This is a genomic window from Arsenicibacter sp. R0_47 (assembly GCF_057652235.1).
Genome location: NZ_JBYFCJ010000005.1, coordinates 103,463 through 128,951, shown reverse-complemented (window position 1 = coordinate 128,951; position 25,489 = coordinate 103,463). Strand labels below are relative to the sequence as shown.

Here is a 25,489-nt window from a genome sequence, read left to right as displayed (position 1 = left end):
CCTGACCGATCAACGTACTGCAAACAGACAAGACGTGTCTTGTCGCTACCTTGTTTTTCGATGCAACGATTTTTCTCCATCATTCTCCTGTGTGCCCTCTCTGTGCTGGCGCAGGCGCAGGACCCGTCTCAACGTTATCCGATTATTCCATTCCCGACGTCGCTGGTACCGGCGGCCGGACAGTTTACCATTACAGTCAACACGGCACTGATCGTTCAGGACAAACGCTTTGCCGGTGAAGGACAGCAGTTACAGGAACTGCTCCGGCCTGCCCTCGGCAAACAGCTGTCTGCCAATGGTTCCGGTACCAAAATCCTGCTACAACATGACCCTTCCATTACCTCGCCCGAAGGATACGTTTTGCGCATTACACCGCAACAAATTACGCTGAAAGCCGGTCAGCCGGCGGGTATGTTCCGTGCCATTCAGACCATTCGTCAGTTACTGCCGGTCCATATTGAAAAACCGGCCAAACCGGTTGCGTCCCTGACACTACCGGCCGTTACTATTCAGGATCAGCCGGCCTATGCGTGGCGGGGCATGCACCTCGATGTTTCCCGGCATTTTTACTCCATCGACTACCTCAAAACATTCATCGACCGGCTGGCGCTCTATAAATTCAACACTTTTCACCTGCACCTGACCGACGACCAAGGCTGGCGGATTGAAATCAAGGCCTATCCCAAACTGACTTCCATTGGTGGTTGGCGGACGTTTAACAACCAGGATTCGGTCGTGTTGAAGCGCGCTGTAACCAACCCTGATTTTGACCTCCCGAAGCAGTTTATCCGCCAACAGGACGGACAGACGCAATATGGTGGCTTTTATCCCCAGGCACAGATGCGGGACCTTATCGCCTATGCGGCGGCCCGGCACATCGACATCGTACCGGAAATCGACATGCCGGGTCACCTGAGCGCCGCCATCAAAGCCTATCCGTTTCTGAGCTGCACCGGTCAGGATGGCTGGGGGAAGACCTTTTCTGTTCCGGTTTGCCCTTGTAATGAACCGACATACACGTTTATGGAAACCGTGCTGAGCGAAATAATCGCCTTGTTTCCAAGTCAGTATGTGCATATCGGCGCTGATGAAGTCGAGAAGTCGACATGGGCGAAGACACCAGCCTGCCTGGAACTGATGAAGCGCGAAAAGCTGAACAACGTGGAGGAGCTGCAAAGCTATTTCGTCCACCGGATCGAACAGTTTGTGCAGTCGAAGGGTAAAAAACTCATGGTCTGGGACGATGCACTGGAGGGTGGCCTGAAGCCGTCATCAACGGTCATGTACTGGCGCAGCTGGGTAAAGAACGCGCCGCAAAAGGCCGCCCAAAATGGCAATAACGTGGTGATGACACCCGTCAGCCACCTGTACTTCGACAGCCAGCCAAACATTCAGTCGGTCGAAAACGTCTACAACCTGCCAGTGGTTCCGGAGGGTATTCCCGCCAGCCAGACAGGGCAGTTTCTGGGCGCGCAGGCCAACATCTGGACGGAATACATCCCGACAGAGAACCGCGTCGATTACATGAGCATGCCCCGCATGACAGCACTGGCCGAGATGGTCTGGTCGGCGAAAAAAGACTATCCGGCTTACCAACAGCGACTGTTACAACACTTTCTGCGCATGGAAAAAATGGGCATCCATTACCGTCTGCCCGACCTGACCGGCTTTACGGAAGAAAACGTCTTTGTTGACAAGGCGACGCTCAGCATCAACAAGCCCCTGACCAGCTATATATTACGGTACACCACAGACGGCACCCCGCCCACAGCAACCTCGAAGGAACTGCCTGCTGCTCTGACGATTGACAAGCCGCAGTCGGTTCAGGTAGCGGCCTTTACGCCATCGGGCATCCGCGGCGACATTTACACACTCCGTTACCAGCAGCAGGCTTATGCCCAGGCCGTTACACCGGCCGGTACGCAACCGGGCTTAACCTGTGAACTGCTGAAAAAGTACTTTAAAGCGACTACGTTCATGAAAGGTCTGCCTGCCGACAGCACGTATTTGATTAACAACCTGACGGTACCGAAGACCGTGACGGCGCCGAGCTTCGGCACCCGTTTCCGTGGGTATCTGAGCGTACCGGAAACCGGTGTTTACAGCTTTTTCTATACCTGCGACGATGGCGGTGTGCTTCGGATTGCTAACCGGCTGGTGGTCGATAATGACGGGAATCACGCACCGGTTGAAAAAAGCGGGCAGGTCGCACTGGCGAAGGGCAAGCATCCGTTCGAAGCCGATTTCATCGAAGGCGGTGGTGGCTTTACCCTGAAGCTCAACTATAGCGTCAACGGCTCAGCCCCTGCTGCTATTCCCGACAGCTGGTTTACGCATTAAGAATGAATAATGGTTAATGAGTAATGGATAATGTAACCGACACTTCATCATTATTCATTGTACATTACTCATTGTTCATTATCCATTAACCATTACTTTTTCTCCAGCCCGTCGATCCATGCTTCGATCAGCGCGACGCCCTCGTTGTGGATGCTGACGCGGCCGATTTCAGGCATCATGATCCCTGGATGGACTGAATTCATCCGGTAGGTCATGATCGACGCCTTGCCGTGACCCGGATTAACGTCAAATTTGAACGTTCCCGCCCCGATACCGGCCGCAACCGGCGATTTCAGTACGCCCCAATGAAACGGATCCCGCTGCTCGTAGTTCAGGTATAAGCCCGAGGTTGAGGCGGGGCCTTTCGGATTGTGGCAGTGTCCGCAGTTGACATCCAGGTACGAACGGGCGCGGGCATCAAGCGAAGCCTTCGAATCCTGCATGGCCACCAGTGGCTGAATGGCCGCAAGTGACTCCGGTGTTGCTTTCAGGTAACCGACCTTCATCCAGCGTGTTAACTGATTTTCAGCCGTATCCCCATACGCAATGCTGTGGTTCAGTTGCTTTACTTTCGGGCCAATCGGCACAAAGGCATCTTTCTGATTATGACAGCTTTTGCACTGATTTTTGTTCGGCATAGCATACGTGATCCGGTGTGCCTCTCCCTGTTCGTCTTTCCAGCTTACCGGTATGGCATCCCCCGTTACCTTATAGTCAGCATCTGTCTGCGCATCGTTCCAGCGATAGGGATAGGCTTTCCAGACGCCATCATTTTTTACGAGCAGCCGCGTTTCCAGAATCCGCCGGTCGCCGGTTGGTTTGGCGAAATCGGCGGGGTAATAAAAGTTTTTGATCAGGATTGTTTTGTCCGGAAACTGAAGCGGGTCGTCGGGCTGACTAGCATCAACGGTGGCGGCGGTACCCTCAGGCATCCAGACAAACCGCTTTTTAAAGGCATAATCGGTAAACAGCGTAGCAACCGGCTCATAAGGCAGTACCTTATCAGCGGGTGTCAACTGCCGCATCTCCCCTTCATAAAAACCATATTCCGATAATTTCTTCAGCGGAAACGTGGTAAAATCAAGCTGCGATGGGTGTTTACCGGCCTGATTACCCACGAAACAGGCATGCAGCACACTACCCGCAAATACTACCACCGCTATTAATAAGGCATTCTTTTTTGGCATATCCATCTTTTCATATCTGTACGGGCGACCCCATGTGGTCGCCCATCTAACCGGCAGGCTCGCCCATTTACAACGCAGGTGGCGTCGTCTGAACCTTCACCGTACAGCTTTTAAATTTATCGACATCATTGTGGGCTTTAATCTCCGACAGTTTACCGCTTGCTGGAATTTCGAAACGCGTAAACCGGAGATCTTCCTGCTTTTCCTGCACACAAATATTCATCGGGTTCTGCGCAATGGACTTGCCCTTGCTGTCGTCGATAATCCCGTCGTAAACCACATCCTGCGATTTAAAACACTTGGCTGCCACCAGCTTACCCATATCTTTTGTCAGGTCCGGCACACTGATTGAGCGTTCGAAACTGTTGTTGTGTACATATACATTGGTGGTGAACGGCGACCAGCCCGGATGCTTCGGAATCGGCAAATCGGTGATGTGATAGCTGGCAATGGCGATGCCGATGGTTTTGTGGTCAATCAGTTTGTTATCGAAAATATCGACCTCGTTGCCCGCCAGCACAATAATACCGCTCCCGGGAGGTACCATCGTAATAGCATTGCCATTCTGACCGGCACTGGCAACCGCAAAGTTTTCGTGGTTATTGTTCTTAATGGTGTTCTTATACACCTTCGTCCGCGATCCGAACGGCTTAGGCAGCCCCGGCAGGTTAAAAATCAGAATCCCGCCGGTATTGTTCTCGGTGAGGTTGTTATAGACTTCGGCGTTATCGGAGTTTTCAATTTCGATGCCGGCAACGTTCTCGAACACAAGGTTATCGCGGACAATGATGTTCTCGGACTGGCCCACATAAATACCGGCGTCCCGGGAATGGGAAACTTCGCATTTTTCGACCAGCACATTCTTACACTGCACCGGATAAATCCCGTAAGTGCCGCTTTTGCTCAGGTCCTGATTGGTCCATGTCGTGTTAATTCTACGGAAAGTCAGGCCTTCGCAATGCTGGGTTTTGATACAATCACCCGGCGCATCCATGACCGTAAAATCCTGTAAAACAATCTGATTACCCGCAATTTTCATTCCTTCACCACCCGTTGTGATGTTCTTAAACGACAGCACCGTTTTGTACATGCCCGCTCCCTGGATCGTCACCTTATTGATCTTATCCAGAATCAGCTGCGTATTCAGTTCAAAATATCCCTCCGGAATCTGAATGGTTTCCCCTTCCTTTGCCTCGATAAATTTCTCGACCAGCCCCTCCATCTGTTCCGCAGAGGCTTTGGGTAAGGATGTTATATCTAATTTCGATTGCTGTGAGCTCTCTGTCTGGCAGCTCATGAGCCATAAGCTCAGACAGCCAAGACAAAACAATGTGCGGGTGACGGTCATGTGTGCAGTTAGGTTTAGGAATATTTTACAATAGTATATACTTTTTCAGTGACCTGAAAGGCTATAATGCTGTAAAATAGTCCATGCCGGCAGATACTGAAACAGTAGATAGCTGCCTGAAATGATCTTAACCCCATGTCAGGCAGCTCCGCAGCGTGTACTTTTTTCAGACAGGATTACAGGATGAACCGTTTTTTTGCCGGTAACAATCCTCTTTAACCTGTAATCCTGTCAACATAGTCATCACCGGAAGCATACCAATCTGTATATCAACATAATCATAGTCATTACAGCAATCATTCGAACCATAGTATGCGTTTTCTCTCACTCATCGTTTTCTCTCTTTTCGCGTTTACAGGCCCTGTCCCGCTCAACCGGCCAGCCGGCACCGCCACGATGGTGACGGGCCCGATGGCCGCACCGCCCGGTTTGTCGGAGCAGCAGTTTTTGCGGCCATCGTCCCAATACGGGATCCGGTGCTGGTGGTGGTGGCTCAACGGCAACGTCACCAAAGAAGTGATTACCCGCGACCTGGAGGCCATGAAAGCCAAAGGCTTCAGCGGCGCCTGTATTTTTGATGCGGGGGGTGCCGAACAACGCGGCAACGCCCAGGTGCCGGAAGGACCGCTGTTTGGCAGTCCGGCCTGGCGCGAGCTGTACCTGCATGCCGTCAAGGAAGCCAACCGGCTGGGACTTGTCCTGAGTATGAGCATTCAGAGCGGCTGGAACCTCGGCGGACCGGACATTACGCCCGAAGAGGCCGCCAAGCAGGTAACCTGGTCGGAAGTGACGGTGAAAGGGCCCATGACCTACCGCGAAACACTGCCGCAACCTAAACTGCACAAAGACCCGTTTTACCGCGACATTGCCGTTCTGGCCTTTCCGGCTAAATCCACCAAACCAGCCGCTATTAAAGACCTGACGGCCAAATCGGGTACCGTTGAACTGGGTGGTTCTGCCCCGGATACGCGGTTTCTGCTGAACGACATTCCCGCCACGGCGGGCGAAGAGCACACCACGCTGAGCCAGATGCAGAACCTGACCACCAAAATGACTGCACAGGGCGTGCTCGAATGGCAGGTCCCGGCCGGTGAATGGACTATCATGCGCTTTGGCTATACCTCAACTGACGCCGAAGTATCGACCTCCAGCGGGAAGTGGCAGGGCCGCGTTATGGACCACATGAGCCGGAAGGTATTTAACCGCTACTGGGACACCCACGTTGATCCGCTCCTGAAACTGATCGGGCCGATGGCCGGCAAAACGCTACGCTATCTCCAGACCGACAGCTGGGAGGCAGGCGGCTGCAACTGGACCGATGAATTTGCGCAGGAGTTTCAGAAACGCCGTGGCTACGACATCATCCCCTACCTGCCCGTCATTGCCGGAAAAATCGTTGACAACCGCGACGCCAGCAACCGCTTTCTGGCCGACCTCCGTAAAACCATCAGCGACTGTATCGCCGACAACCACTACCGCCTGTTCGGCGAACGGGCCCGCCAATATGGCATTGGCCTGCAACCTGAATCGGCCGGACCACACGCGGGGCCAATCGACGGAATCAAAAATTATGGTTTCAGCGAGATCATGATGAGCGAGTTCTGGTCGCCGTCGCCCCACCGCCCGACGCCGGTGAACCGCTTTTTCGTGAAGCAGGCCGCCAGTGCTGCCCACATTTACAACAAGCCGCTGGTCGGTGCAGAATCGTTTACGACGATCGGTCCGCACTGGAATGACGTGATCTGGTCGGCCATGAAGTCGAGCGCCGATCACGAGTTCTGCGCCGGTCTGAACCTCGTCTACCTGCATACGTTCACCTGCTCGCCGAAAGAGATGGGGTTGCCGGGGCAGGAGTATTTTGCCGGTACCCACTTCAACCCGAACGTTACGTGGTGGGAGCTGTCGAACGGCTTCATTGATTACCTCGCCCGTTGCCAGTACATGCTGCAACAGGGGCAGTCGGTGTCGGATGTGCTCTATTACTACGGCGATCATGTGCCGAACATCGCCCGCCAGAAAGCCGACGACCCCGCCAAAGCCCTGCCCGAATTTGACTATGATGTGACGAATGAAGACCGCTTACTGGCACTTACGGTGAAAAACGGCCGGATCGTGCTGCCGCACGGGCTTTCATACCGCGTACTGGTGTTACCGGATCACCATGTGCTGTCGCTGGCGGCCCTCGAAAAAGTGCAGGCGCTGGTCAATGCCGGTGCAACGGTTATCGGCCCGAAAACCGAACGCATTGTCAGTCAGAGTAATTACCAGCCATCAGAAGTAAAACGAAAAGCTATTGCCGACAGGCTTTGGGGCGACTCACCCGCAGCGGCCGGTGAACGGAAGGCAGGAACGGGGCGCATTATCTGGGGTAAAACCGCCCGCGAGGTGCTGCTGGCCGACGGCATCAAACCCGATGTTTTATTCACCGGCGCCGGCCCGAATCAGGTATTTGACTTTATGCATAAAACGCTGGCGGACCAGGACTACTATTTTGTGAGCAGCCAGCATAAAGAAGCCGCTGCGGTAACGGCCACCTTCCGGATGACGGGTAAACTGCCGGAACTCTGGAATCCGGTAACCGGCGAAATCAAACCGGCGAAAGCCTACACCCAAGCCAATGGGCAGACATCAGTCAAGCTGGAATTTGACCCGTACGGGTCTGTGTTTGTGGTGTTCCGCAAGCCGGTACCAGCTACGCAGCAGGGTACCGCTCCGACCAATTACCTCCGCTACAGCCCCGTATCAACGCTTTCGGGCAGCTGGCAGGTACAGTTTGATCCGAAATGGGTCAGCAGCGGCCCGTCAGCGGTGACGTTCGACAAACTGGAAAGCTGGACAGCACGGCCGGAAGAAGGCATCAGGTTTTATTCGGGTAAAGCCGTTTACCGCAAAATGTTTGACGTCCCGAACCTGCCGGCCGGTAACCTGTTTCTGGATCTGGGCGAAGTACTGGATGTTGGTGTTGCCCGCGTCCGCCTGAATGGCAAGGATCTGGGCATTGTCTGGGCGCCGCCGTTTCGGGTCCGGATCAGCGGTGTAATCAAGCCAACGGACAATCAGCTTGAAGTGGAGGTCATTAATACGTGGCGCAACCGGCTCGTGGGTGACCGGGGCAAACCGCAATCCGAGCGCCTGACCCAAACCAACGTCACCATCCGCAAAGATTGGGAGCTGCTGCCTTCCGGCCTGATGGGGCCGGTGCAGGTGACGGACGGGAAGTAAAACGGTGTAACCTGGTGGTGGCACGACTTATAGCCGTGCCACCACTAAACGCTCCTTGAACAGGCGCACCTGCACTACTTTATTTCCTTATTTTTGCAGCATGCCAGACACTATGATTTTTTCAGACATCCGGGTCATCGCGTTTGATGCCGATGACACACTTTGGGTCAATGAGCCCTATTTCCGGGAAGCCGAAGATCAGTTTTGCGGCCTGCTTGAAGACTTTCTCCCCCATCACACCATTTCACAGGAACTGTACAAGGTGCAGCTTCAGAATCTTGCGCTCTATGGTTACGGCATCAAAACCTTTGTGCTGTGCGCCATCGAGACGATCTGGAACGTGACCGACGGAAAGGCGAACCCTGTCCTGTACAGCAGGGCGCTGGAAATCGGCAAGGAAATGATGGCTAAGCCGGTTGTTCTGCTCGATCATGTGCAGCGCGTTCTGGAGGCATTTAAAGATGACTACCGGCTGGTCGTGGCGACCAAAGGCGACCTGATCGATCAGGAACGGAAACTGAAAAAGTCAGGACTGGCCCATTATTTCCACCACATCGAGATCATGAGTGAGAAAAAAGCCCCTGATTATCAAAAGCTCCTGCGCCACCTCGATTGCCGGCCAGAGCACTTTCTGATGATCGGTAATACGCTCAAATCCGACGTACTGCCGGTGCTGGAAATCGGTGGCAGGGCCATTCATATTCCCTACCATACAACGTGGGTTCACGAAACGGTTGACCACCTTGTGGAGCACGAAAACATGCTGTCGCTGGCATCGCTGCACGACCTGCTGTCGACCGGCCTGGTCAAAGGGCGTTGATCGGCTGCCAGTCGCTTTTGAGCTGTGCCAGCATAGTCAGCTGTTTATCGGCTTCGGCAATGAGTTTGGGATCATCAACCAGATTAGGAACTTCCTGCGCCAGCCGGGTCATTTTGGCAAACAATGCCTGCTGCTGCACGGCTTCGGGCACCGACACAAACCAGGCGGCTTCGAGGAAATTGAGGATCGTCAGGACCCGTTCATACGGATACTCACCGGCAGTCCGGATGTCGAGCGCTTCATCGTAATACGATAAGGCACGGGTGTAGTTATCCGACAGTTTTGCTTCCGGAAATTTAGTCAGCGCGTTGGCAAAGCTGGTGCAGATGCGGGCGTATTCGTACGGATGGGTCTCGCGGGTAAAATACGTCAGCGCCTCCCGGAACGAGCTCATCGACACGGCCGCCCAGACACTTTTCTTTTTTACTTCGTCAGGAATTTCACTATAAATCACACCTAAATGGTGCTGTATTTCAGCAAACGCTTCCGGTGCGTTTTCTTTTGTGAAGACTTTCAAAGCCTGCTGATAGGCTTCCATCGCCGCGCGGAAAAACTGCGGATTACCGTTCTGCGCCCACGTATACAACAATGTACCCTTGCGGTATTGGGCATTACCGGTCAGCTCCGGAATACCCTCTTCCTCAAGCAGTTGAATGGCACGATTCACATAACCGAGCGCTTCGGAGAAACTGTCCGAAAAATTGGCAATCTGGGCTGCGTCGATCAGCAGCAGCGCCACCTGTACCGGCCGCCCGTTCCGTTCATAGTATTGCAGCACGTCCCACAAGGTGTCTTTGATCCGGCTTAGTAAATCCGGAGCATACGGAGCGGTCAGCTGCTTCATCCAGACGCCATACTGTACATTTTTCAGCTCATACAGCGCGTCTTCGGAAATAGCGAACCGGATACAGTCGGCGAGCAAGGCACCGGCCTCGGCTAATTCGTCGGCATCCAGCAGGAGCGTTGCCCAGTGCTTACCGGTAAAAGCCCGCCACTCGTCGTTGGGAGCCAGATCAAACGCACGTTCGTAGTACCGGCGAATAACGCTGTAATGCACAAACCGGGTCAGTTCACCGTAGTGTCCTAACACAGCCGCATTATGCCAGAAGCGATATTCCTCAAACGGCGAGTCAAACGCATCCGGCTCCTGCGGAAATCCGACTGCCACGCCGTGTTGTATACAATTCAGCAGGTCAATATCGCGCAGCAAGGCAGGGTTCTCCGCCGCTTTCTCATACGCACTTTCGTAATTGTTCAGTCTGGTGTAGACGACCGCCAGCAAATTTTCAGCGGTCAATGCCAGCGGATAAGCCAGTAAGTACGGAGGGGCCTCGTTTGCCCAGTCGATGGGAAGCCTGATTTCATCCCCTTTTACAATCAGATGTCTGGCCGCCTGTTCATCACCAACCTGCGACAAATCCCTGACAAAAACGACTTCATTCAGCCGGTATTCGGCATCAATCAGCTGCTGAACGGGCAATTGCTCTGCCGCCGGCACAAAAATGGTAAGCATGGGTTGGTAAGGGTTATAGGCTGATGGCAATAATACCCGTTTCCTTGACTGTGAACGGCAAAGGCCGGTCGGCAGTATCCAGATCATGGTCAATCAGGAGCTCCCGGACATACAGGGATTTATCGCCGGCCAGGTTTTTATCTTTCAGCATCATCCATTTGGGCTGGTGCAGCTTTTCGAAAAAGACCTTCGATTTCGCCGCTATCAACAACTGACTGCGCTCCGGATAATACACCATATTAATCTGTGGCTCAGCTAGAAGTACCTCCTGAAAAAGGCCGGCCGGAATAAGCAGGTGTCCGTTTTTTAATTCCATAATGCTTCCCGAATATACCCGGTTACGCGGTCACCGGCCTGCTTTACCGGCTCAGACAGGTCAACGGCCAGCCGCGTGTTTTCAACCGCAATCAGATAAACAGTAATGTCTTCAGGATACTCATCACGCAGGATTTTCCGGGCATAGCTCAGCGCCTGATCCCATTTCAGGCTGTGCAGAAACACCATCGGATCGTCCATGATGGCGGCTTCTACTTCAGCGGCCGGTACTTTATAAAGAGTCCCGACGGGTTCGCCGGTATTCAGCACCGCGTCGACGATGATAATCCGGTCGTGGCCCTGCAATTTAAACAGTACCTCAAAAGCAGCGGTCCCCATATCAAACAAACTGACCGATCCGGAAGCAACATCCCCTTTTTGCAGCTGATCAATCACATAGCACCCGACCGCATCATCTGACCGGACCGGATTCCCAAACCCCATGATAGCAGTTCGTTTCATTTTTAATGAGCGAAAGACTGAAAGAGCGGTATGAGGTCGCTCTTTCGCTCTTTCAGTCTTTTACAGTTTAAATTTCGCGAGTTCTTTGCCGGATTTCTGGTCGTGGGCGTGTACCGTACAGACAAGGCACGAGTCGAATGAGCGGGCAACCATACCGACTTCGACCGGATCGTGCGGATCTTCGATTTCGGTCCCTTCGAGCGCCGCTTCAATCGGTCCGGGATTCCCCTGCTCGTCGTTCGGCCCGACGTTCCAGGTTGTCGGAGCCATTACCTGGTAGTTTTTGATCACCCCGTTTTCAATTTCAATCCAGTGGGCCAGTGAGCCCCGGGCCGCCTCGGTAGCGCCGAACCCTTTGCCGTCCCGTTCTTCCGGCTTAATGTAGAAATCGCCGTTCAGGTCGATTTCACGCAGCCACTGGTCAATCTGCAGGTACAGACGCGCAGCTTCGTGCACCCGTGCCAGCGCCCGGGTAAAGACGTTCGGGCCCATTTTGGCATACACATCCCCGAACAGCGGATCAAAGATCTGATGCGGTTCCAGGTTATCCGGATTGGCATTCATCAGCACCCGCGCCAGCGGGCCGGCTTCAGCCGCATAATTCATATAACGCGGGGCCTTCGACCACGAATATTTGCCTGAGAAGTCGGTATGCTCCAGGTTTTGCGAGGCAACCGGCGTCGGCAGGGGCTCGTCCCACGGGTGAGCCGCCGGTACGTTTTCAAACCAGGTATGCGCCACGTGCTCTTTAATCTGCAGGTGGTCAAACACGTGGTAGTTATTGCCGTCGTAGAAACCGGACCGGCTGATGAGCGCCTTATTACGGCCCTCTACCGTCGGATGCTGGTAGTGGTCTTTGTGCAGATAGGTGCCATAGGCCACGAATTTGCCGACCCCCTGCCCGAACTTATGCAGCCCGAATTCCATACCGGCACGGATAAATAATCCCAGATCCGAATTGCGCTGTGATTCATTTTCGTCCACCCAGGCCATCAGGTCGTCCCACGTCTGAATCTGCATGTAACGCTCAATCGAACAGCCAAGCCACAAAGATTCCAGCCAGTCTTTGCGGAATTCGTTCATAATGGCATGGGCCCGTGTAATGTCTTTGAGGGTCGGTGCACACATAACTCCGCCCGGCACCATATACGACGAATGCGGCCACTGCCCGCCGAAGATGGCGTACACCTCAACCGGACGCCCAGACGTTACAATCGCCTTCTGAAATGACGTGCCGACATAGGCCGCAAACCGGCGGACGACTTCATCATACAGCGGTTTATTGGCAAACTTCTTGTTAGCTAAGTCTGTTGCGAAGATCGCGTAGAACCAGCGCGGAATGGACTGGATTGTTTCCGTAGCCTGACCGATGGCCCGCAGCAGCAATGCATTCGGCGGCAGGGTTGTTTTCCAGGCAGTATCCAGTGCCGACGAGGCACAGTAGAGGTGAGAACCGCCGCAAATTCCGCAGATACGGGGCGTTACGATCAGACCCGACTGCGGATCCTTACCCTCCATAATTTTTTCGAAGCCCCGGAACATCGCCGCCTGGGTGTGTGCCCGCGTCACAACGCCGTTTTCCATGTATACCTTCACATCGAGGTCACCTTCGACCCGTCCGACCGGTGAAATATTGAGTTCTTTCTGGGATGCCATGTCTGTTTAGAGTGAGGGTAAGGGATTACTTTGAGCCTTGTGCATGCGCTTTTTCGATACCCGCCGCGACTTCGGCATAGTGCATCGTCTTCTCAAAACCGGCGCGCATATAATAGCCGATTTTCGAATTGCCGGCAGGCACGTCTTTCGGCAGGAAACCAAGGTATTTCAGGGTTTTGAAGACACTGCCTTTCTGAAGATCATGATGCGGGAAGCCCGGTTCGGTACAGCCCAGGCACGGGTGGTTAGCCCGCGTTTTCGATGACTGCCGGTTCCAGAGAATCCGGTTGCAGCTTGCCCGTGTCATTGGTCCGCGACAGCCCACTTCGAAGAACAGACAGCCGTTGCCCCGCTTGCCGAAGCCCCCGTCGACCTTATTGGCGAAGTTGACCACATTGGTACAGCCGGTCTGCACAAAATCAGTGAAGAACGTTTTCGGGCGGTGGAATTCATCCAGCAGTACATCCCCGATCCGGCCGGTAGCGATGGCTACCAGAATCTGCGAAATCCAGTCGGGGTGGGCCGGGCAACCCGGAATGTTAATGACCGGCAACCCGCCTTTTGACACATAGTTAGCCCCCAGAAAGCCGCCTTTTTTCTCCTTATGAAACTGCACTCCGGTTGACTCCGACGGATTTGGTTCCACAGCCGGAATTCCGCCCCAGGTCGCACAGTCGCCGATAGCGACAACGAAACCAACCACTTTGGCCAGCTCCTGCACCCAGTCCTTCATGGGCCGGTCACAGAAGTAGTTCATGGTCCCGGTATTTTTCGGGCCTTTAATGATACTCCCCTCATACACCAGAATATCGCACTGCACATTGCCGGCCAGAATATCCTGCAACAGGTGAGTTACCTGATCGCCTATTTCCAGACCCAGGGATGGGTGCCACAGAATGTTCACCCCGAAATCGGTTACTAAATCGACCACAGTGGGTTCTTCAGCATTCAGAAACGACATGGTATTGCCGCTGCATGCCCCACCCTGAAGCCAGAGTACGTTTGCCATGATGAGAGGAGTCTAGTTAAGAGTTGGTTTGAAATTGCACTAAACGGAGCATTTATATAACTCCCGCAAATTAGAAACTATTTTCTAATTTGGAAAATAATTTCTAATTTTTTTCAAGTTTACAACACTCCCCTTACATGGAATATGATAAAGATCAGCAGGTCAGAATATTACCAGTAGAGCTGCGGAAGAATGGTTACCGAAAATTCCTGTTTGCCCTGTGGCGAGAAATACGGTTTGAGCAGGTTCCAGACACCGGACTTATAGCTGATCTCATCAATTGACTTCGCCATCATCTGCGCTTTGGGAATGAAGAAAATCAGGGCCATCCAGATCTGTTCGGCCAGTGTTTCGTAGAGGCCTGACTGTGGCTCAGGCAGCAAATCACCTTTAGCGACCAGAAACTGCAGCCGGCTTTTGAGCTGAATCATCATTTTGGTCATGTTCTCCTGCCACTGCCGGTGGTACGGTGTGGTGAGACCGGCTGTCTTGAAAAACTCAGACAAATAGAAGTGATTTTTAGAAAAAAACCGGTAATAATGAGCCACTTGCCCGTCAAAATCAGTCAGGGTCGGCTGGGCCAGGTACTGCCGGAAAATGGTATTGAATTCCTCAAAAAGCTGCTCGTAAACCGATTCAACAATGGCCTCTTTATTTTTAAAATGATAGGCCAGATTACCGACGCTGATCCCTACATCTTCGGCGATTTGCTGGAGCCGGACACTATCAATGCCGTTTTCATTAAACAGCCGCACCGATGCCTCCAGAATGCGTTGCTTCGTATTGTACATAGCAGCTTAATTATGGGATAAATTGAGTGACTGAATGGTAATTGACAGCGTACCACGCTGATCTTTAGCGGCTAAACGGCGCATAAATCCGGCTTTCTGGGCAGCACGTTTAGGACATGGATGGGACGTAATGTTGCGGCGGATAAATTTCAGCGGATTATGGATGTGGGCAAATACCAGATCAACGGCCCACTCGCCCTTATACCGGTGAATGTTTTCAATAACGGCGGTGTCAGCCAGCCAGAGATCATCATAATACAGCCGGAAATCGGACATATTGCCTTTTCTTTCGACAAAATACTGGCTGTTCAGCCCCTGCATAAGGGCTGTATAAGCGGCTGCATCTATCTGAAATTTCGGCTTCATCGCACGTCTCTGAACAGGGTTCCTGAACAAAGCTACAAAAAAGCCAGTATGAATGGAAAATATTTTCTAAAACCTAGCCTAAGGAATCAAAGGGAAGCTGCCGCATATACTTGTACTCCTCCCCTCCCTCAGCAGAGAACCAGGGCGACAGAATGGCCCAGATTACCTGCTTAAACACGTCTTCCTCTAGTTCTTTTACCGGTGTCCCCTGCATCACCTGATAACTCATCCAGGTTTCGGTAATCAGCAGATAGCGGTCGGCAAGCTGCTCAACGGTATCCGGAGCCACCGGCATCGCCAGGGCTCCGCGGCTGATATTAAAGTCCAGAAACAACTGGATCTGTAGCTTTTGCCAGCCGATGTGCTCACGGTGTTTACGTTTGATGGCCGGATAGGCCCGCATAATTTCCAGCGTATCGGTAAAGAAAAAGCTGTACCGCTGCTGAATCTGCCAGGTGTTCTGCAGGTGGCGTTCCAGATTGACAAACAAAGGCATGACCCGGAGATCGGTCAGTAACTGCTGCTGCTGCCGGACAATCTGCCCGTAAATAAACTCAACTAAGTCGTCTTTGGTCCGGAAGTGATACGCCAGATTGCCCACACTCAGCTGCGCTTCATCGGCAATGTGTTGCAGGCGCACACTAACGATACCGAAACGGTTGAATAAAAACAGGGCCGACTCAACTATCTTCTCCTTCGTTGTCATGCCGCAAAGGTACGGTTAGCTGCCGTTTTTCCGGCGTGCAATAGCCTCCCGTATCCGGACGGCGCTTTCGTAATCTTCCTTGGCAATGACTTTCGACAGTAACTCTTCAAGCTCCTCCAGCGTATACTCGGCGTAGGAGCCTTTTTTCTCGCGGGTTTTATCATCGGGGTAGTATGCTGACTGCTCGATTACTTCGCTTGTGGCATACACGGGGCATCCCATCCGGACGGCCAGCGCAATGGCATCCGACGGGCGGGCATCTACCTCCAGCTCGTCCGTCGCCGTTTTCAGCCAGACGGATGCATAAAAGACAGATTGCTCAATCCGGTTCAGCACTACACGGGTAACGGTAGCCTGCAACTGCCGGATAATGGAAGCCATCAGGTCGTGGGTCTGCGGCCGAAACGGCTGCATTTTTTCCATAGCAATCGCAATGGCCTGTGCTTCGGTCAGGCCGATAATCAGCGGTATCCGGCGTTTGCTCACCGTTTCTTCCAGGATCAACGCATATTGACCGGCTTGTGACTGACTTTCTGACAAGGCAATAATCCAGAGTTCGTGGAGAGCGGACATTTGGTAAAGAGTGAAAGAGCGAAAGACTGAAAGAGCGGCCGCCGCGCGGTGAAAGAGCAGCCCGCCGTTGCGGTGAACGAGCTACAGGCTGTGGCAAGGCACTTAAGTCATTCGCTGCATAAAGAGGGTGCCGGCTTTACTGATAACTGATTGCTAGCTCAGGTTCGCTTTGAGGAATGAGCAGAGGTGGCCGATATCGTCGAAGGGCGAAATAACCCACCCGTCGCAGGACAGCCGGTACAGGTCGCGGCTCTCTACTTCGATCCGGAAGTTTTTTTCCAGATCAAAATACTTCCCGTCCCGCCTGACAACCGGAATATTCATTTCGTGCAGGGCATACGCCACAAAATCCGCTTCGTCGTAGGGCATATTTATGTCAGATTCTGAATAACAACCATTAACCCCAGCCCGATACACAACAGGGCCGATGCCAGCGTGATCCCGGTACGTACGTACGGGTGACGGATAATGCGCCCGGACAACGGAGCGCTGAACAAACCCGCCGCCAGCATCATGCCTGCAATTGACCCTATCCCGAAGATAGTCAGGTACATAAACCCGCCAATGGTCCCTTTTATGGTTGCCAGCACCGACAAAATCAGTGCCCCGCTACCCGCCAGCCCATGCACCAGCCCAACGCCATACGCCAGCTTATGGGCATGGATTTGACCGTCGTGGCTGTGCACCAGTGGTTTAGTACCCTGTGCTAGACTGTTTAACCGGAATCCGCCCAACAGGATCAGCATTCCTCCGACACCGGCTTCCAGGTAGCGGAATGCTTCCTGACGGACGGCAAACCGGCCCAGCAGAAAGATGCCGCCCACCAGCAGTATGGTTGAGGTATGCCCGAGTCCCCAGTAAATACCGTCTTTTACGGCAGTCAGCAGGTTAGTCCGCCGGGTCACAATGCTGCTTACCGCTACCAGATGGTCGGCTTCAAAGGCGTGGGTAAACCCAACCACTCCCGCGAAAAGTAACGGTACTAACTCCATAGCGGCGACGCGGTTAACTGATAAAGAATAATCCGGTGGTTGCCGGTATCGGCAACGGCCAGCCGGTCGCCGTCGATGCAGATCGAGAAGGGCCAATAGAGTTGTTTATCGGTACCGTACCGGGTATTCGCGTTTTCGCTGCCGGTCCGGAAATCGGCGTGTCCGATCAGGTTATCGGCAAGCGGTGCGTGATGGTTTGGTATGGTGTCGAACCAGAGCAGGCGGCTGTTGCCGGTATCGGCGACAAAAAGCCCGTTACGGTAAAAAAAGGCGTCGTAGGTCCAGCTAAGCGTATTTTGGGCCGGAAAAAGTCCGTACTGATTCATGCCATTGGCCTCGAACGACGGTTGCCCGATGAGCACATCGGCCGGTTGTGCAAAGGCCGTCTGCCAGTCGTGCCACACCATGGTCCGGTAATACTGAGTGTCTGCCACAAGTAATTGGCCATCGGACGAAACCCGTACGGCATACGGCCAGATGGGGTTTACCGGTTCGTAATCGCGTTCGGTAAACGACTCCTTACCGATTACCGCATCCGACGGAGCAAAGTTTTTGTCCGGAATCCCGTTGTAAAACAGAACCCGGCGGTTGCCGGTATCGCACACCCAAAGCCGCTGCCCATCCGAAAACACGCCGTATGGCCAGTTCAGCGTCTGCGCCGTCGGACTTGCGCCAATACCGTTGACATTCGGCTGATTATGAGCAAAGTCCGGTTGACCCAGTACTACATCAGCCGCCTGACCATGCTGCGTAGGGAAGCGGTGCCAGATCAATACCCGGTGGTTCCAGGCATCGGCAATGATCAACCGCTGCCCGTCTGACCAGATGCCCGACGGGTATTGCAGCGTATGTGCGCTGACACCCGATCCGCCGTTACGGCCGGTATGCGTGGCCGACGCCTGCCCCAGCACCACATCAGCGGGGGCAAAGTCCGTATCCGGCAGGTTGTTCCAGATAAAAACGCGGTTCTGTCCCGTATCGGCCACAATCAGCTTCTGTCCGGCAATCCAGACGCCTCGCGGGGCCAGCAGCGGATTCCCCGCTTCGCCCCGGAAAATGGCGGCCGAACTGACCAGCGGTTCACGGCCGGCAACAGAGGCAGTTACGTTGATGTCCATATCAGCAGATGCGGGGTAATTGTTCGCCAACCAGCATATTCACCACCCGGCGGCCACCGATCCGGCTCGTCAGGACCACCTGCCGGGGATGATCCGCCACCATCTCACCGATGATGGCCGCGCCGTCTCCGTGGGGTAGTGTCTGTAACCGGGCCAGCAGCGTATCGGCTATATCCGCCGCGACAACAGCCATAAATACGCCCTCGTTGGCCACGTACAGCGGATCGAGGCCCAGCAGCTCACAGGCACCCGCCACCTCATCGTGCACCGGAATCTGTCCCTGGCGAATGTCAGCGCCCAGGTTTGTGTCGCGGGCTATTTCGTTCAGAACCGTTGCCACGCCGCCCCGTGTCGGATCGCGCAGCAGGTGAATAGCTTCGCCAAATTCATCAAGCAACGTCTTTACAGTATGGTTCAGGTTAGCCGTATCACTTATAATATCCGTCTCAAAGTCAAGCCCTTCCCGCACCGACATGATAGCGATTCCATGGGTGGCAACCGGCCCTGAGACAATGATTTTATCGCCGGCGGTTACGCGTCGGGCCGAAATTGCTGCATTCGGATGCACCTGCCCGATGCCCGATGTATTGATAAAAATTTTATCGCCTTTCCCCTTTTCGACCACCTTCGTGTCGCCGGTTACGATTTGTACCCCTGCCCGGTCAGCGGCCGTCCGGATGGCCACCAGAATATCCCTGAACTCGTGCATGGTCAGGCCCTCTTCGATGATAAAACTCAGCGACAGATATGCCGGAATAGCCCCGCACATCGCCAGATCGTTGACCGTGCCGTTGACCGCCAGCTCCCCGATATTACCGCCCGGAAAAAAGACCGGCGAAATCACGTAGCTGTCCGTAGAGAACGCCAGCGGGCCGGTCAGCGTAAAGACGGCGCCGTCATGATGTGTATCGAGCAGCGGGTTTTTCAGCACCGAAAACACGCCCGATTCCAGCAGTTTATTGGTTAAAAGCCCGCCCGAGCCGTGCCCCAGCGTAATGACATCAAAGTCAAACTGCGGCACCGGACAAGCGAGACTGATTATCGATGTCATAAGCGGGTAATGAGTAATGTAAAATGAACAATGTATAATGCTCCGTGCACGTTATCCCCACACGGGGCGCTCAACACTCCAGAACAAGCACTTCGCTCCAGGCTCAATGCCCCCCGCCCCTACACTTCCGCGTAATGATAATAAGCGGCGCAGGCTCCTTCGGAGGAGACCATGGGCGCACCCAGCGGATTTTCCGGCGTACAGGCTTTACCGAACTGGCTGCACTCAACCGGCTTTTTGATGCCTTTCAGCACCAGACCGGCAATGCAGTCGGCGCATTCCGGAGCTTTGGCAATCCGGACGTCAAATTTCTTACCGGCATCAAACGCAGCGAGTTCGGGGCGAACCTCCCAGCCACTCACCGGGATAGTACCGATGCCCCGCCATTCGCGGTCAGCCACGGTAAACACCTGTTCAATTACCCTACGCGCCTCGGGATTGCCCTCGGCTTTCACCACCCGGCTGTATTGATTTTCCAGATTGGCCTTGCCCGCCTCCAGCTGACGAACGGTCATCAGAATGCCGTGCAGCAGGTCTACCGGCTCAAAACCAGTCACGACAATCGGAATGTTATACTGCTCAACCAGCGCATAGTACTCCCCGACTCCCATGATCGTGCAGACGTGGCCGGCCGCCAGAAAAGCCTCAATACGCACATCATCATCGTTCATAACTGCCGCAATCGCGGGTGGTACCAGCACGTGTGAGGCCAGAATCGAGTAATTGGTCAGGCCCAGCCGTTGTGAATGCAGCACCGAAAGGGCATTGGCCGGAGCGGTTGTTTCAAAACCAACGGCAAAAAACACCACTTCGCGGTCGGGGTTCTCCTTCGCCAGCCGGACCGCTTCGAGCGGTGAGTACAGAATCCGGACATCGGCACCGCCGGCCTTGGCTTCCAGCAGGCTCCTGGATGAGCCCGGCACACGGATCATATCCCCGAAGGAGCACAGGATTACCCCTTTTTCTTCCGCCAGATAGACGGCCTTGTCAATCAGATTCAGCGGCGTGACACAGACCGGACATCCGGGTCCGTGCACCATGCGGACGTTTTCCGGCAGGAGGTTCAGTATGCCGTTTTTGACCAGGCTGTGCGTCTGCCCGCCGCATACTTCCATGATTGTCCAGGGGCGGGTGACGGTCTTCCGGATTTCGTCAAGGTATTGGGCAACCAGCCCGGGATCACGGTATTCGGTCAGGAATTTCATTGGGCAGTATCGGGGTTAGGGGCATCAATCTGACTGGCATCAATCAATTCATCCAGTTCACCGATCTCCTGAAGGTACCGGAAGCTTTTTTCCGCTTCGTCTTCATCCACCACGCTGATGGCTACGCCTACATGCACCAGCACATAATCACCTATCTGTGCATGCGGTACCATATCCAGACTCGCATCTTTGGTAATACCGCCGAACAGCACTTTTGCCATGCGTACGGCCCCGCCGTATTGGTAGTCAATTGATTTTATTTTTCCCGGAATAGCCAGACACATGGTTCCTGAGGTTTAGGTTTCGTACACGTTCAAATCTAGGGAATTCGGCAGGGCTGGTAAAGCAAACACCCTGTTTTTAGAAAAGCTTTTCTAATTACGATCAGAAGCTGTGGTGACAACCGCGTTCCAGGCCAGCTGACCCATCGAAATACACTCATCATTGGGTGACAGCTGCTGGTGAAAATAAAGCGAATAGTCGGCACTCAGCCGGTCAATCAGCAAATCGACCAATACACTGTTCTGAAACACGCCACCGCTGAAGGCCAGGCTCTGGCAATCCGTTTTCCTGGCCACCAACCGTATCCATTCGACCAGGGAAACATGAAACCGCGCCGCCAGATACGGAATCGGTCCGGCGGATGCCCGTTCAGCGAGCAGCACACCAATCCAGCATGCAGGATCAGGGCCGAACGACGCCAGCGTTTCATGGCCATGCGCGGCGATATACTCTCCTGCCGCTTCTTCCAGCCGCAACGCTGCTTCTCCTTCATAACTGTTACTGTGCGCAAGGTCCAGCAAAGCGGCCACTCCATCAAATAGCCGCCCGATACTGCTGGTCTTAGGCCGGTTCTGTGGCAGGAGTTTCCGGTAAAGAACCAGTTCCGGTGCCGGAAACAGCCCGCAGAGCCCCTCCGGCAGCGATTCCCCACCGGAAAACGCGTGTACCAGCGACAACGCCGACAGCCGTGGTTCACGCGGCATTTTATCGCCCAGCAGCGCCTCGAAATACGGAAAATGACCGATCCGCCGGCAAAACTGCTCCGTATCCTGAACGGCAGAGCGGACAAAAAACTCGCCGCCCCAGATATGGCCGTCGGTGCCCAGGCCGGTACCATCCCAGACCACGCCCAGGACGGGCTCCGGTGCAGCAAGCAGGTCATTTTCGGCCAGTACAGCGGCAAAATGCGCTTCGTGATGCTGTATTTTCCGGACCGGAATACTATGCAGTCTGCCCGTTTCCAGGGCCATCTGCGTAGCGGCATATCCGTCATGCGCATCGGCCAGCAGAAGGTCCAGCATCGTAACAGGTTCCGCTATGCCGGGCATACAAGCCTTTAGCATACCTGTTAATACAGTCTGGTAATTCAGCTGGGTTTCGTAGCTTTCCACATCACCCAGGTATTGGCTTACATACGTCCGGTCACCTGTTTGCAGGGCAAAACTTCCCTTCAGCGATGCACCGAAGGCCAGTTTCTGCCCCCCTGTCCCTGATGGCAGCGTACCGGTATAATTCGGGCTTAATCCCCGCCCCCGCCGGATAACGATCCGTTGCCGGTGACGGGCCGAAAACCGCACGACCGAATCGTCCTGCGGCATGGCAATCGCACGGTCATGGGTCAGCAGGTAGTCTGCGATGGTGTTGAGTTCGGTACAGGCTTTTTCGTCAGTATAAATAATCGGGTTATGGCTGATGTTGGCACTCGTAGCCACCAGTGGCGCGCCAAAGTCACTGGCGATCAGCGCAAGTAACGGCGCGTGAGGTAGCATGATGCCGTAGTGCGAAAGGCCCGGAGCAATGCTGCCGGCAAGCTTGTGTTGGGGTTCAGACCGCTGTTTCAGCAGCACTACCGGTGCCGCCGCACTTTGCAGGGCCGCCAGTTCCCCGTCATTCACCCACACATCCTGACGCACCATTCCGGCCGACGGATAGAGTAATGCGAACGGTTTTGCGGGCCGGTGTTTCCGTTGCCGCAAGGTCCGGACAGCCTGCTCACTGGCTGCATCGCACAGGAGCAGATAACCGCCGGTGCCTTTGACGGCGACAATCTGTCCGGCCTGAAGAGCCCACCGGACGCGCGGCAGTATCCACCGGTCATCATGCAGGGCCGAAAGCAGCCGGGTACCTTCCGGTGTTGCCGCGTACCAGCTCAGTTTCGGGCCACAAACCGGACAGGCGTTGGTCTGGGCATAAAACCGCCGGTTGGCCGGATCGGTGTATTCCCGTTCACAAGCTGCACACAATCCAAAGGGCTGCATGGTGGTATTGGGCCGGTCATAGGGCAGCGCCTGAATCACCGAATAGCGGGGTCCGCACTGCGTACAGGTAATGAACGGATACCGGAACCGCCGGTTTTCCGGGTCATAAAGTTCTGACCGGCAGTCGGTACAGATTGAAAAATCGGCAGGCAACAGCAAGGATGCCGTTTGGGTTATTTCACTGTCAACAATCCGGAATGTGTCCGTGCGGTTCATGATGACCGGGCGCAGGCGGGTTTCCATAACCTGTGTCTGCGCGGGCAACGTCTGCAACAGGCTGTCTAACAACGCACGGGCTTCCTGCTCCGTTGCCTGAAGGTAAATATGCACACCATCCATGCCATTGCTGACGGTGCCACATAGCCCCTGCGCCTTAGCCAGCTGATACACCCGGGGCCGGAAACCAACCCCCTGTACAAGGCCGTTCAGGTGAATCCAGAAACCCGGGACCTGCTGCATCCTATACTGTTTCGAAGCGGGCCTTTTTCTCCGCCACCTTAGTCAGCAGCCAGTCGCACCAGGCATCCAGCCCATCGCCTTTGAGGCTGGAAATAGTCATTACCTCAATATCCGGATTAATGTCGCGGGCGTCCTGCGTTACAGCCTCCACGGAGAACGGGACATACGGCAGCAGGTCCGATTTGGAAACCAGCAACAACTCACTGGTCAGAAACATGCGGGGGTATTTTTTAGGCTTATCATCCCCCTCGGTACTGGCCAGCACCGTAACGCGGAAGTCCTCGCCCAGATCAAAGGCCGCCGGACACACGAGATTACCCACATTTTCGATAAACAGCAGGTCAGTTTCACCGAGTTCGATGTGATCAAGCGCCTGGTAAATCATCTGGGCTTCGATGTGACACATGCCGCCCGTCACGATTTGCAGGGCGTTGATCCCGACATTACGCATCCGGATTGCATCCCGCTCCGTCTCAGGGTCACCAACCAGCACAGCCATGTTGATCTTCCCGGCCAGGCGTTTGCCGGTTTCCTGCATCAGCGTCGTTTTCCCGCTCCCCGGCGAAGAACATACGTTGACAATGAGTGTATCAGGCAGGCGGTCCCGAATGGCTTTGGCAACAAAGTCATTGGCCTTCAGCAGGTGCAGCGTTGTGTTGTCGCACTGAATGGAGCCGACGGCGGCCCGGTTCGATTTAGGTTTATACATTGTTAAGGTCAGGTAAGTCCGTTAATCGTCGAAGTCAACTTTTGCAATCAGCAGTTCTTCCCCCTGCACGACCGTCCGGGACGGTTTTCCGCAGGGACAAATAAAGCGGTATTGTTCTACCTCCGTGGTTTTCCCGCAGTTGTCACAATGGATCAGAATGGGCAGCACCTCCACGTGCAGCGAGGTTTGCCGGTAACGGGGCTCGTCGGTTACTACTGCGTCAAACGCATTCTGCATCAGAATCGGCTGTACATTCGACAGCAGCCCCACCTTCAGATAAATCCCCCGGACACGGTCCATGTCCGCCGGGAATTCTTCTTCAAGTGTCCGGAAAATATTTCTGACTAACGAAATCTCATGCATGGTTGCTACTGATTACAACCGCTAAGTTAGCCGGATCCCCTGTTCATCGATAGAGCTGCCCCCTGACTTAGAAAAGTTTTTCTAATCTGATGCAGATCGTGTTTTTTTGCAGAAAAAGTAACCTCCGTTCCTGATCTGGCATACTTGTTGCAAAACAACAGCGTAAGCCTCCCGCTATCACTAAACGGATATGAACATACGGTTACTCTTTCTTTGCCTATTGATATGCACGTCTGCACAAGCGCAGCGCTGGGTATTCTACGGGTTATTCCCGCAGTATTCGCAGACGGGCGGTATCACCAAACGGCTTAGTTATAATGTTTTTGCTTCGTCGACAATCAGTGCTATAGACCGGACGATTGAGCAGAAGCAGTTTCCGGCTACGAATCTTCAGATTTATTTACAGCCTAGCCTGCATTATAAGGTATCACCGAATGTGCAGGTTGGTTTGGGGTATGCGTATGTCAAACACAACCTGTTCGGCATTTATGAGAATGAAAACCGTGTGTGGGCGCAGGCTGTGGCCGGACACGCACTGGGAGCCGGCCGGTTAACGCACCGCCTGCGCTACGAAGAACGGTATCCGCTCCGTGTATCAACGCAGCAGTGGTCGTATGCCACGCTGTTCCGCTATCACGTTGGCTTTACGCTGCCGCTATATGATCAGTCGACGCAGAAACAGGGACTGTACCTGACTGTTGCCAACGAAGCGTTTTTATGTCTGACCGGCGCTAAAAACGGGCCGGTCAGTGCCAAAAATGCGTTTTATGGCGAAGACTGGGTATCGGGCGGCATCGGGTATAATACCGGTAAATGGGGTAAGATTGAGCTGGGTTATATGTTTCAGGACCTGATCCGGAATCCGGCACAGGACCACCGGCACCTGCATTTAGCCCAGATAAACTGGTCAACTGCCTTTAATTTTGATGCACTGAAAATCTGGATGTTAACGCCGCCAAACTAATAGTGTCACTAAAAAGTAATTAAAAATAGTACGTACAACCTGACTGGCATGCTATTATT

At 54.0% G+C, this 25,489-nt stretch carries 24 protein-coding genes; 4 read left to right on the top strand and 20 right to left on the bottom strand.

The window, feature by feature from the left end; translation table 11 throughout:
• Positions 1-60 precede the first annotated feature (60 nt).
• A complete protein-coding gene (locus tag AC23NW_RS12065) occupies positions 61-2,340 on the top strand; it encodes a family 20 glycosylhydrolase (RefSeq protein ID WP_487449768.1) in 2,280 nt (759 codons plus the stop codon).
• Between the two features lie 92 nt (positions 2,341-2,432).
• On the opposite strand, the gene AC23NW_RS12060 is transcribed toward AC23NW_RS12065, so the two are convergent.
• Both AC23NW_RS12060 and AC23NW_RS12055 read right to left on the bottom strand, forming a co-directional pair.
• Positions 2,433-3,527 (bottom strand): SO2930 family diheme c-type cytochrome, encoded by a 1,095-nt coding sequence (locus tag AC23NW_RS12060; protein ID WP_487449767.1) that lies wholly within the window; start codon positions 3,525-3,527, stop codon positions 2,433-2,435.
• Between the two features lie 67 nt (positions 3,528-3,594).
• Positions 3,595-4,875, bottom strand: coding sequence for a parallel beta-helix domain-containing protein (locus tag AC23NW_RS12055; RefSeq protein ID WP_487449766.1), 1,281 nt, complete (start codon positions 4,873-4,875; stop codon positions 3,595-3,597).
• Positions 4,876-5,187: 312 nt separating this feature from the next.
• Here AC23NW_RS12055 and AC23NW_RS12050 point away from each other — a divergent pair, with 312 nt between their 5' ends.
• Both AC23NW_RS12050 and AC23NW_RS12045 read left to right on the top strand, forming a co-directional pair.
• A complete protein-coding gene (locus AC23NW_RS12050; RefSeq protein ID WP_487449765.1) occupies positions 5,188-8,097 on the top strand; it encodes a glycosyl hydrolase in 2,910 nt (969 codons plus the stop codon).
• A 112-nt stretch (positions 8,098-8,209) separates the two neighbouring features.
• Positions 8,210-8,917, top strand: coding sequence for an HAD family hydrolase (locus AC23NW_RS12045; RefSeq protein ID WP_487449763.1), 708 nt, complete (start codon positions 8,210-8,212; stop codon positions 8,915-8,917).
• Here the strand turns inward: AC23NW_RS12045 and AC23NW_RS12040 are convergent.
• The 18 genes from AC23NW_RS12040 to AC23NW_RS11955 form a co-directional block, all read right to left on the bottom strand.
• Positions 8,904-10,430, bottom strand: a complete 1,527-nt coding sequence (locus tag AC23NW_RS12040) for a hypothetical protein (protein ID WP_487449762.1) — start codon at positions 10,428-10,430, stop codon at positions 8,904-8,906. The two genes, AC23NW_RS12045 and AC23NW_RS12040, sit on opposite strands and share 14 nt — an antisense overlap.
• A 13-nt stretch (positions 10,431-10,443) precedes the next feature.
• Positions 10,444-10,746 carry a hypothetical protein gene (locus tag AC23NW_RS12035; RefSeq protein WP_487449760.1) on the bottom strand — a complete coding sequence of 101 codons (303 nt, stop codon included), beginning with the start codon at positions 10,744-10,746 and terminating at the stop codon, positions 10,444-10,446.
• Positions 10,737-11,207: a hydrogenase maturation protease gene (locus AC23NW_RS12030; protein ID WP_487449759.1), complete on the bottom strand. Its 471-nt coding sequence runs from the start codon at positions 11,205-11,207 to the stop codon at positions 10,737-10,739. Before AC23NW_RS12030 ends, AC23NW_RS12035 begins: the two co-directional genes overlap by 10 nt.
• A gap of 60 nt (positions 11,208-11,267) precedes the next feature.
• Positions 11,268-12,863 carry a nickel-dependent hydrogenase large subunit gene (locus tag AC23NW_RS12025; protein ID WP_487449758.1) on the bottom strand — a complete coding sequence of 532 codons (1,596 nt, stop codon included), beginning with the start codon at positions 12,861-12,863 and terminating at the stop codon, positions 11,268-11,270.
• A gap of 25 nt (positions 12,864-12,888) precedes the next feature.
• The gene (locus AC23NW_RS12020; protein ID WP_487449757.1) at positions 12,889-13,872 is read right to left on the bottom strand and encodes an NADH-quinone oxidoreductase subunit B family protein; all 984 of its coding nucleotides are present in this window, start codon (positions 13,870-13,872) and stop codon (positions 12,889-12,891) included.
• 170 nt (positions 13,873-14,042) lie between these two features.
• On the bottom strand, positions 14,043-14,663 hold the full coding sequence (locus AC23NW_RS12015; protein ID WP_487449756.1) for a TetR/AcrR family transcriptional regulator: 621 nt from the start codon (positions 14,661-14,663) through the stop codon (positions 14,043-14,045).
• A gap of 6 nt (positions 14,664-14,669) precedes the next feature.
• Positions 14,670-15,029 (bottom strand): hypothetical protein, encoded by a 360-nt coding sequence (locus tag AC23NW_RS12010; protein WP_293834141.1) that lies wholly within the window; start codon positions 15,027-15,029, stop codon positions 14,670-14,672.
• A 73-nt stretch (positions 15,030-15,102) separates the two neighbouring features.
• Positions 15,103-15,735 (bottom strand): TetR/AcrR family transcriptional regulator, encoded by a 633-nt coding sequence (locus AC23NW_RS12005; protein ID WP_487449755.1) that lies wholly within the window; start codon positions 15,733-15,735, stop codon positions 15,103-15,105.
• Between the two features lie 15 nt (positions 15,736-15,750).
• Entirely contained in the window at positions 15,751-16,308 is a 558-nt protein-coding gene (locus tag AC23NW_RS12000; protein WP_487449754.1) for a bifunctional nuclease family protein, read from the bottom strand.
• A 153-nt stretch (positions 16,309-16,461) separates the two neighbouring features.
• On the bottom strand, positions 16,462-16,677 hold the full coding sequence (locus tag AC23NW_RS11995; protein WP_293834138.1) for a hypothetical protein: 216 nt from the start codon (positions 16,675-16,677) through the stop codon (positions 16,462-16,464).
• Between the two features lie 2 nt (positions 16,678-16,679).
• A complete protein-coding gene (locus AC23NW_RS11990) occupies positions 16,680-17,300 on the bottom strand; it encodes an urease accessory protein (protein WP_487449753.1) in 621 nt (206 codons plus the stop codon).
• Positions 17,291-18,418, bottom strand: a complete 1,128-nt coding sequence (locus AC23NW_RS11985) for an NHL repeat-containing protein (protein ID WP_487449752.1) — start codon at positions 18,416-18,418, stop codon at positions 17,291-17,293. Before AC23NW_RS11985 ends, AC23NW_RS11990 begins: the two co-directional genes overlap by 10 nt.
• Position 18,419: 1 nt before the next feature.
• Entirely contained in the window at positions 18,420-19,469 is a 1,050-nt protein-coding gene (gene hypE, locus AC23NW_RS11980) for a hydrogenase expression/formation protein HypE (RefSeq protein ID WP_487449750.1), read from the bottom strand.
• A 119-nt stretch (positions 19,470-19,588) separates the two neighbouring features.
• On the bottom strand, positions 19,589-20,674 hold the full coding sequence (gene hypD, locus AC23NW_RS11975) for a hydrogenase formation protein HypD (protein WP_487449748.1): 1,086 nt from the start codon (positions 20,672-20,674) through the stop codon (positions 19,589-19,591).
• A complete protein-coding gene (locus AC23NW_RS11970) occupies positions 20,671-20,958 on the bottom strand; it encodes a HypC/HybG/HupF family hydrogenase formation chaperone (protein ID WP_487449746.1) in 288 nt (95 codons plus the stop codon). The genes hypD and AC23NW_RS11970 overlap by 4 nt, the downstream gene beginning before the upstream one ends.
• A gap of 90 nt (positions 20,959-21,048) precedes the next feature.
• A complete protein-coding gene (hypF, locus tag AC23NW_RS11965; protein WP_487449745.1) occupies positions 21,049-23,394 on the bottom strand; it encodes a carbamoyltransferase HypF in 2,346 nt (781 codons plus the stop codon).
• Position 23,395: 1 nt separating this feature from the next.
• A complete protein-coding gene (gene hypB / locus AC23NW_RS11960) occupies positions 23,396-24,103 on the bottom strand; it encodes a hydrogenase nickel incorporation protein HypB (RefSeq protein ID WP_487449743.1) in 708 nt (235 codons plus the stop codon).
• A 21-nt stretch (positions 24,104-24,124) separates the two neighbouring features.
• Positions 24,125-24,466 (bottom strand): hydrogenase maturation nickel metallochaperone HypA/HybF, encoded by a 342-nt coding sequence (locus tag AC23NW_RS11955; RefSeq protein ID WP_487449742.1) that lies wholly within the window; start codon positions 24,464-24,466, stop codon positions 24,125-24,127.
• Between the two features lie 190 nt (positions 24,467-24,656).
• Between AC23NW_RS11955 and AC23NW_RS11950 the strand changes: the two genes are divergently transcribed.
• Entirely contained in the window at positions 24,657-25,430 is a 774-nt protein-coding gene (locus tag AC23NW_RS11950; RefSeq protein ID WP_293834129.1) for a DUF2490 domain-containing protein, read from the top strand.
• Positions 25,431-25,489 lie beyond the last annotated feature (59 nt).

Coding starts and splice junctions, on each gene's coding strand:
- AC23NW_RS12065 (WP_487449768.1), top strand. CDS start 61: ATGCAACGATTTTTCTCCATCATTCTCCTGTGTGCCCTCTCTGTGCTG.
- AC23NW_RS12060 (WP_487449767.1), bottom strand. CDS start 3,527: ATGCCAAAAAAGAATGCCTTATTAATAGCGGTGGTAGTATTTGCGGGT.
- AC23NW_RS12055 (WP_487449766.1), bottom strand. CDS start 4,875: ATGACCGTCACCCGCACATTGTTTTGTCTTGGCTGTCTGAGCTTATGG.
- AC23NW_RS12050 (WP_487449765.1), top strand. CDS start 5,188: ATGCGTTTTCTCTCACTCATCGTTTTCTCTCTTTTCGCGTTTACAGGC.
- AC23NW_RS12045 (WP_487449763.1), top strand. CDS start 8,210: ATGATTTTTTCAGACATCCGGGTCATCGCGTTTGATGCCGATGACACA.
- AC23NW_RS12040 (WP_487449762.1), bottom strand. CDS start 10,430: ATGCTTACCATTTTTGTGCCGGCGGCAGAGCAATTGCCCGTTCAGCAG.
- AC23NW_RS12035 (WP_487449760.1), bottom strand. CDS start 10,746: ATGGAATTAAAAAACGGACACCTGCTTATTCCGGCCGGCCTTTTTCAG.
- AC23NW_RS12030 (WP_487449759.1), bottom strand. CDS start 11,207: ATGAAACGAACTGCTATCATGGGGTTTGGGAATCCGGTCCGGTCAGAT.
- AC23NW_RS12025 (WP_487449758.1), bottom strand. CDS start 12,863: ATGGCATCCCAGAAAGAACTCAATATTTCACCGGTCGGACGGGTCGAA.
- AC23NW_RS12020 (WP_487449757.1), bottom strand. CDS start 13,872: ATGGCAAACGTACTCTGGCTTCAGGGTGGGGCATGCAGCGGCAATACC.
- AC23NW_RS12015 (WP_487449756.1), bottom strand. CDS start 14,663: ATGTACAATACGAAGCAACGCATTCTGGAGGCATCGGTGCGGCTGTTT.
- AC23NW_RS12010 (WP_293834141.1), bottom strand. CDS start 15,029: ATGAAGCCGAAATTTCAGATAGATGCAGCCGCTTATACAGCCCTTATG.
- AC23NW_RS12005 (WP_487449755.1), bottom strand. CDS start 15,735: ATGACAACGAAGGAGAAGATAGTTGAGTCGGCCCTGTTTTTATTCAAC.
- AC23NW_RS12000 (WP_487449754.1), bottom strand. CDS start 16,308: ATGTCCGCTCTCCACGAACTCTGGATTATTGCCTTGTCAGAAAGTCAG.
- AC23NW_RS11995 (WP_293834138.1), bottom strand. CDS start 16,677: ATGCCCTACGACGAAGCGGATTTTGTGGCGTATGCCCTGCACGAAATG.
- AC23NW_RS11990 (WP_487449753.1), bottom strand. CDS start 17,300: ATGGAGTTAGTACCGTTACTTTTCGCGGGAGTGGTTGGGTTTACCCAC.
- AC23NW_RS11985 (WP_487449752.1), bottom strand. CDS start 18,418: ATGGACATCAACGTAACTGCCTCTGTTGCCGGCCGTGAACCGCTGGTC.
- hypE (WP_487449750.1), bottom strand. CDS start 19,469: ATGACATCGATAATCAGTCTCGCTTGTCCGGTGCCGCAGTTTGACTTT.
- hypD (WP_487449748.1), bottom strand. CDS start 20,674: ATGAAATTCCTGACCGAATACCGTGATCCCGGGCTGGTTGCCCAATAC.
- AC23NW_RS11970 (WP_487449746.1), bottom strand. CDS start 20,958: ATGTGTCTGGCTATTCCGGGAAAAATAAAATCAATTGACTACCAATAC.
- hypF (WP_487449745.1), bottom strand. CDS start 23,394: ATGCAGCAGGTCCCGGGTTTCTGGATTCACCTGAACGGCCTTGTACAG.
- hypB (WP_487449743.1), bottom strand. CDS start 24,103: ATGTATAAACCTAAATCGAACCGGGCCGCCGTCGGCTCCATTCAGTGC.
- AC23NW_RS11955 (WP_487449742.1), bottom strand. CDS start 24,466: ATGCATGAGATTTCGTTAGTCAGAAATATTTTCCGGACACTTGAAGAA.
- AC23NW_RS11950 (WP_293834129.1), top strand. CDS start 24,657: ATGAACATACGGTTACTCTTTCTTTGCCTATTGATATGCACGTCTGCA.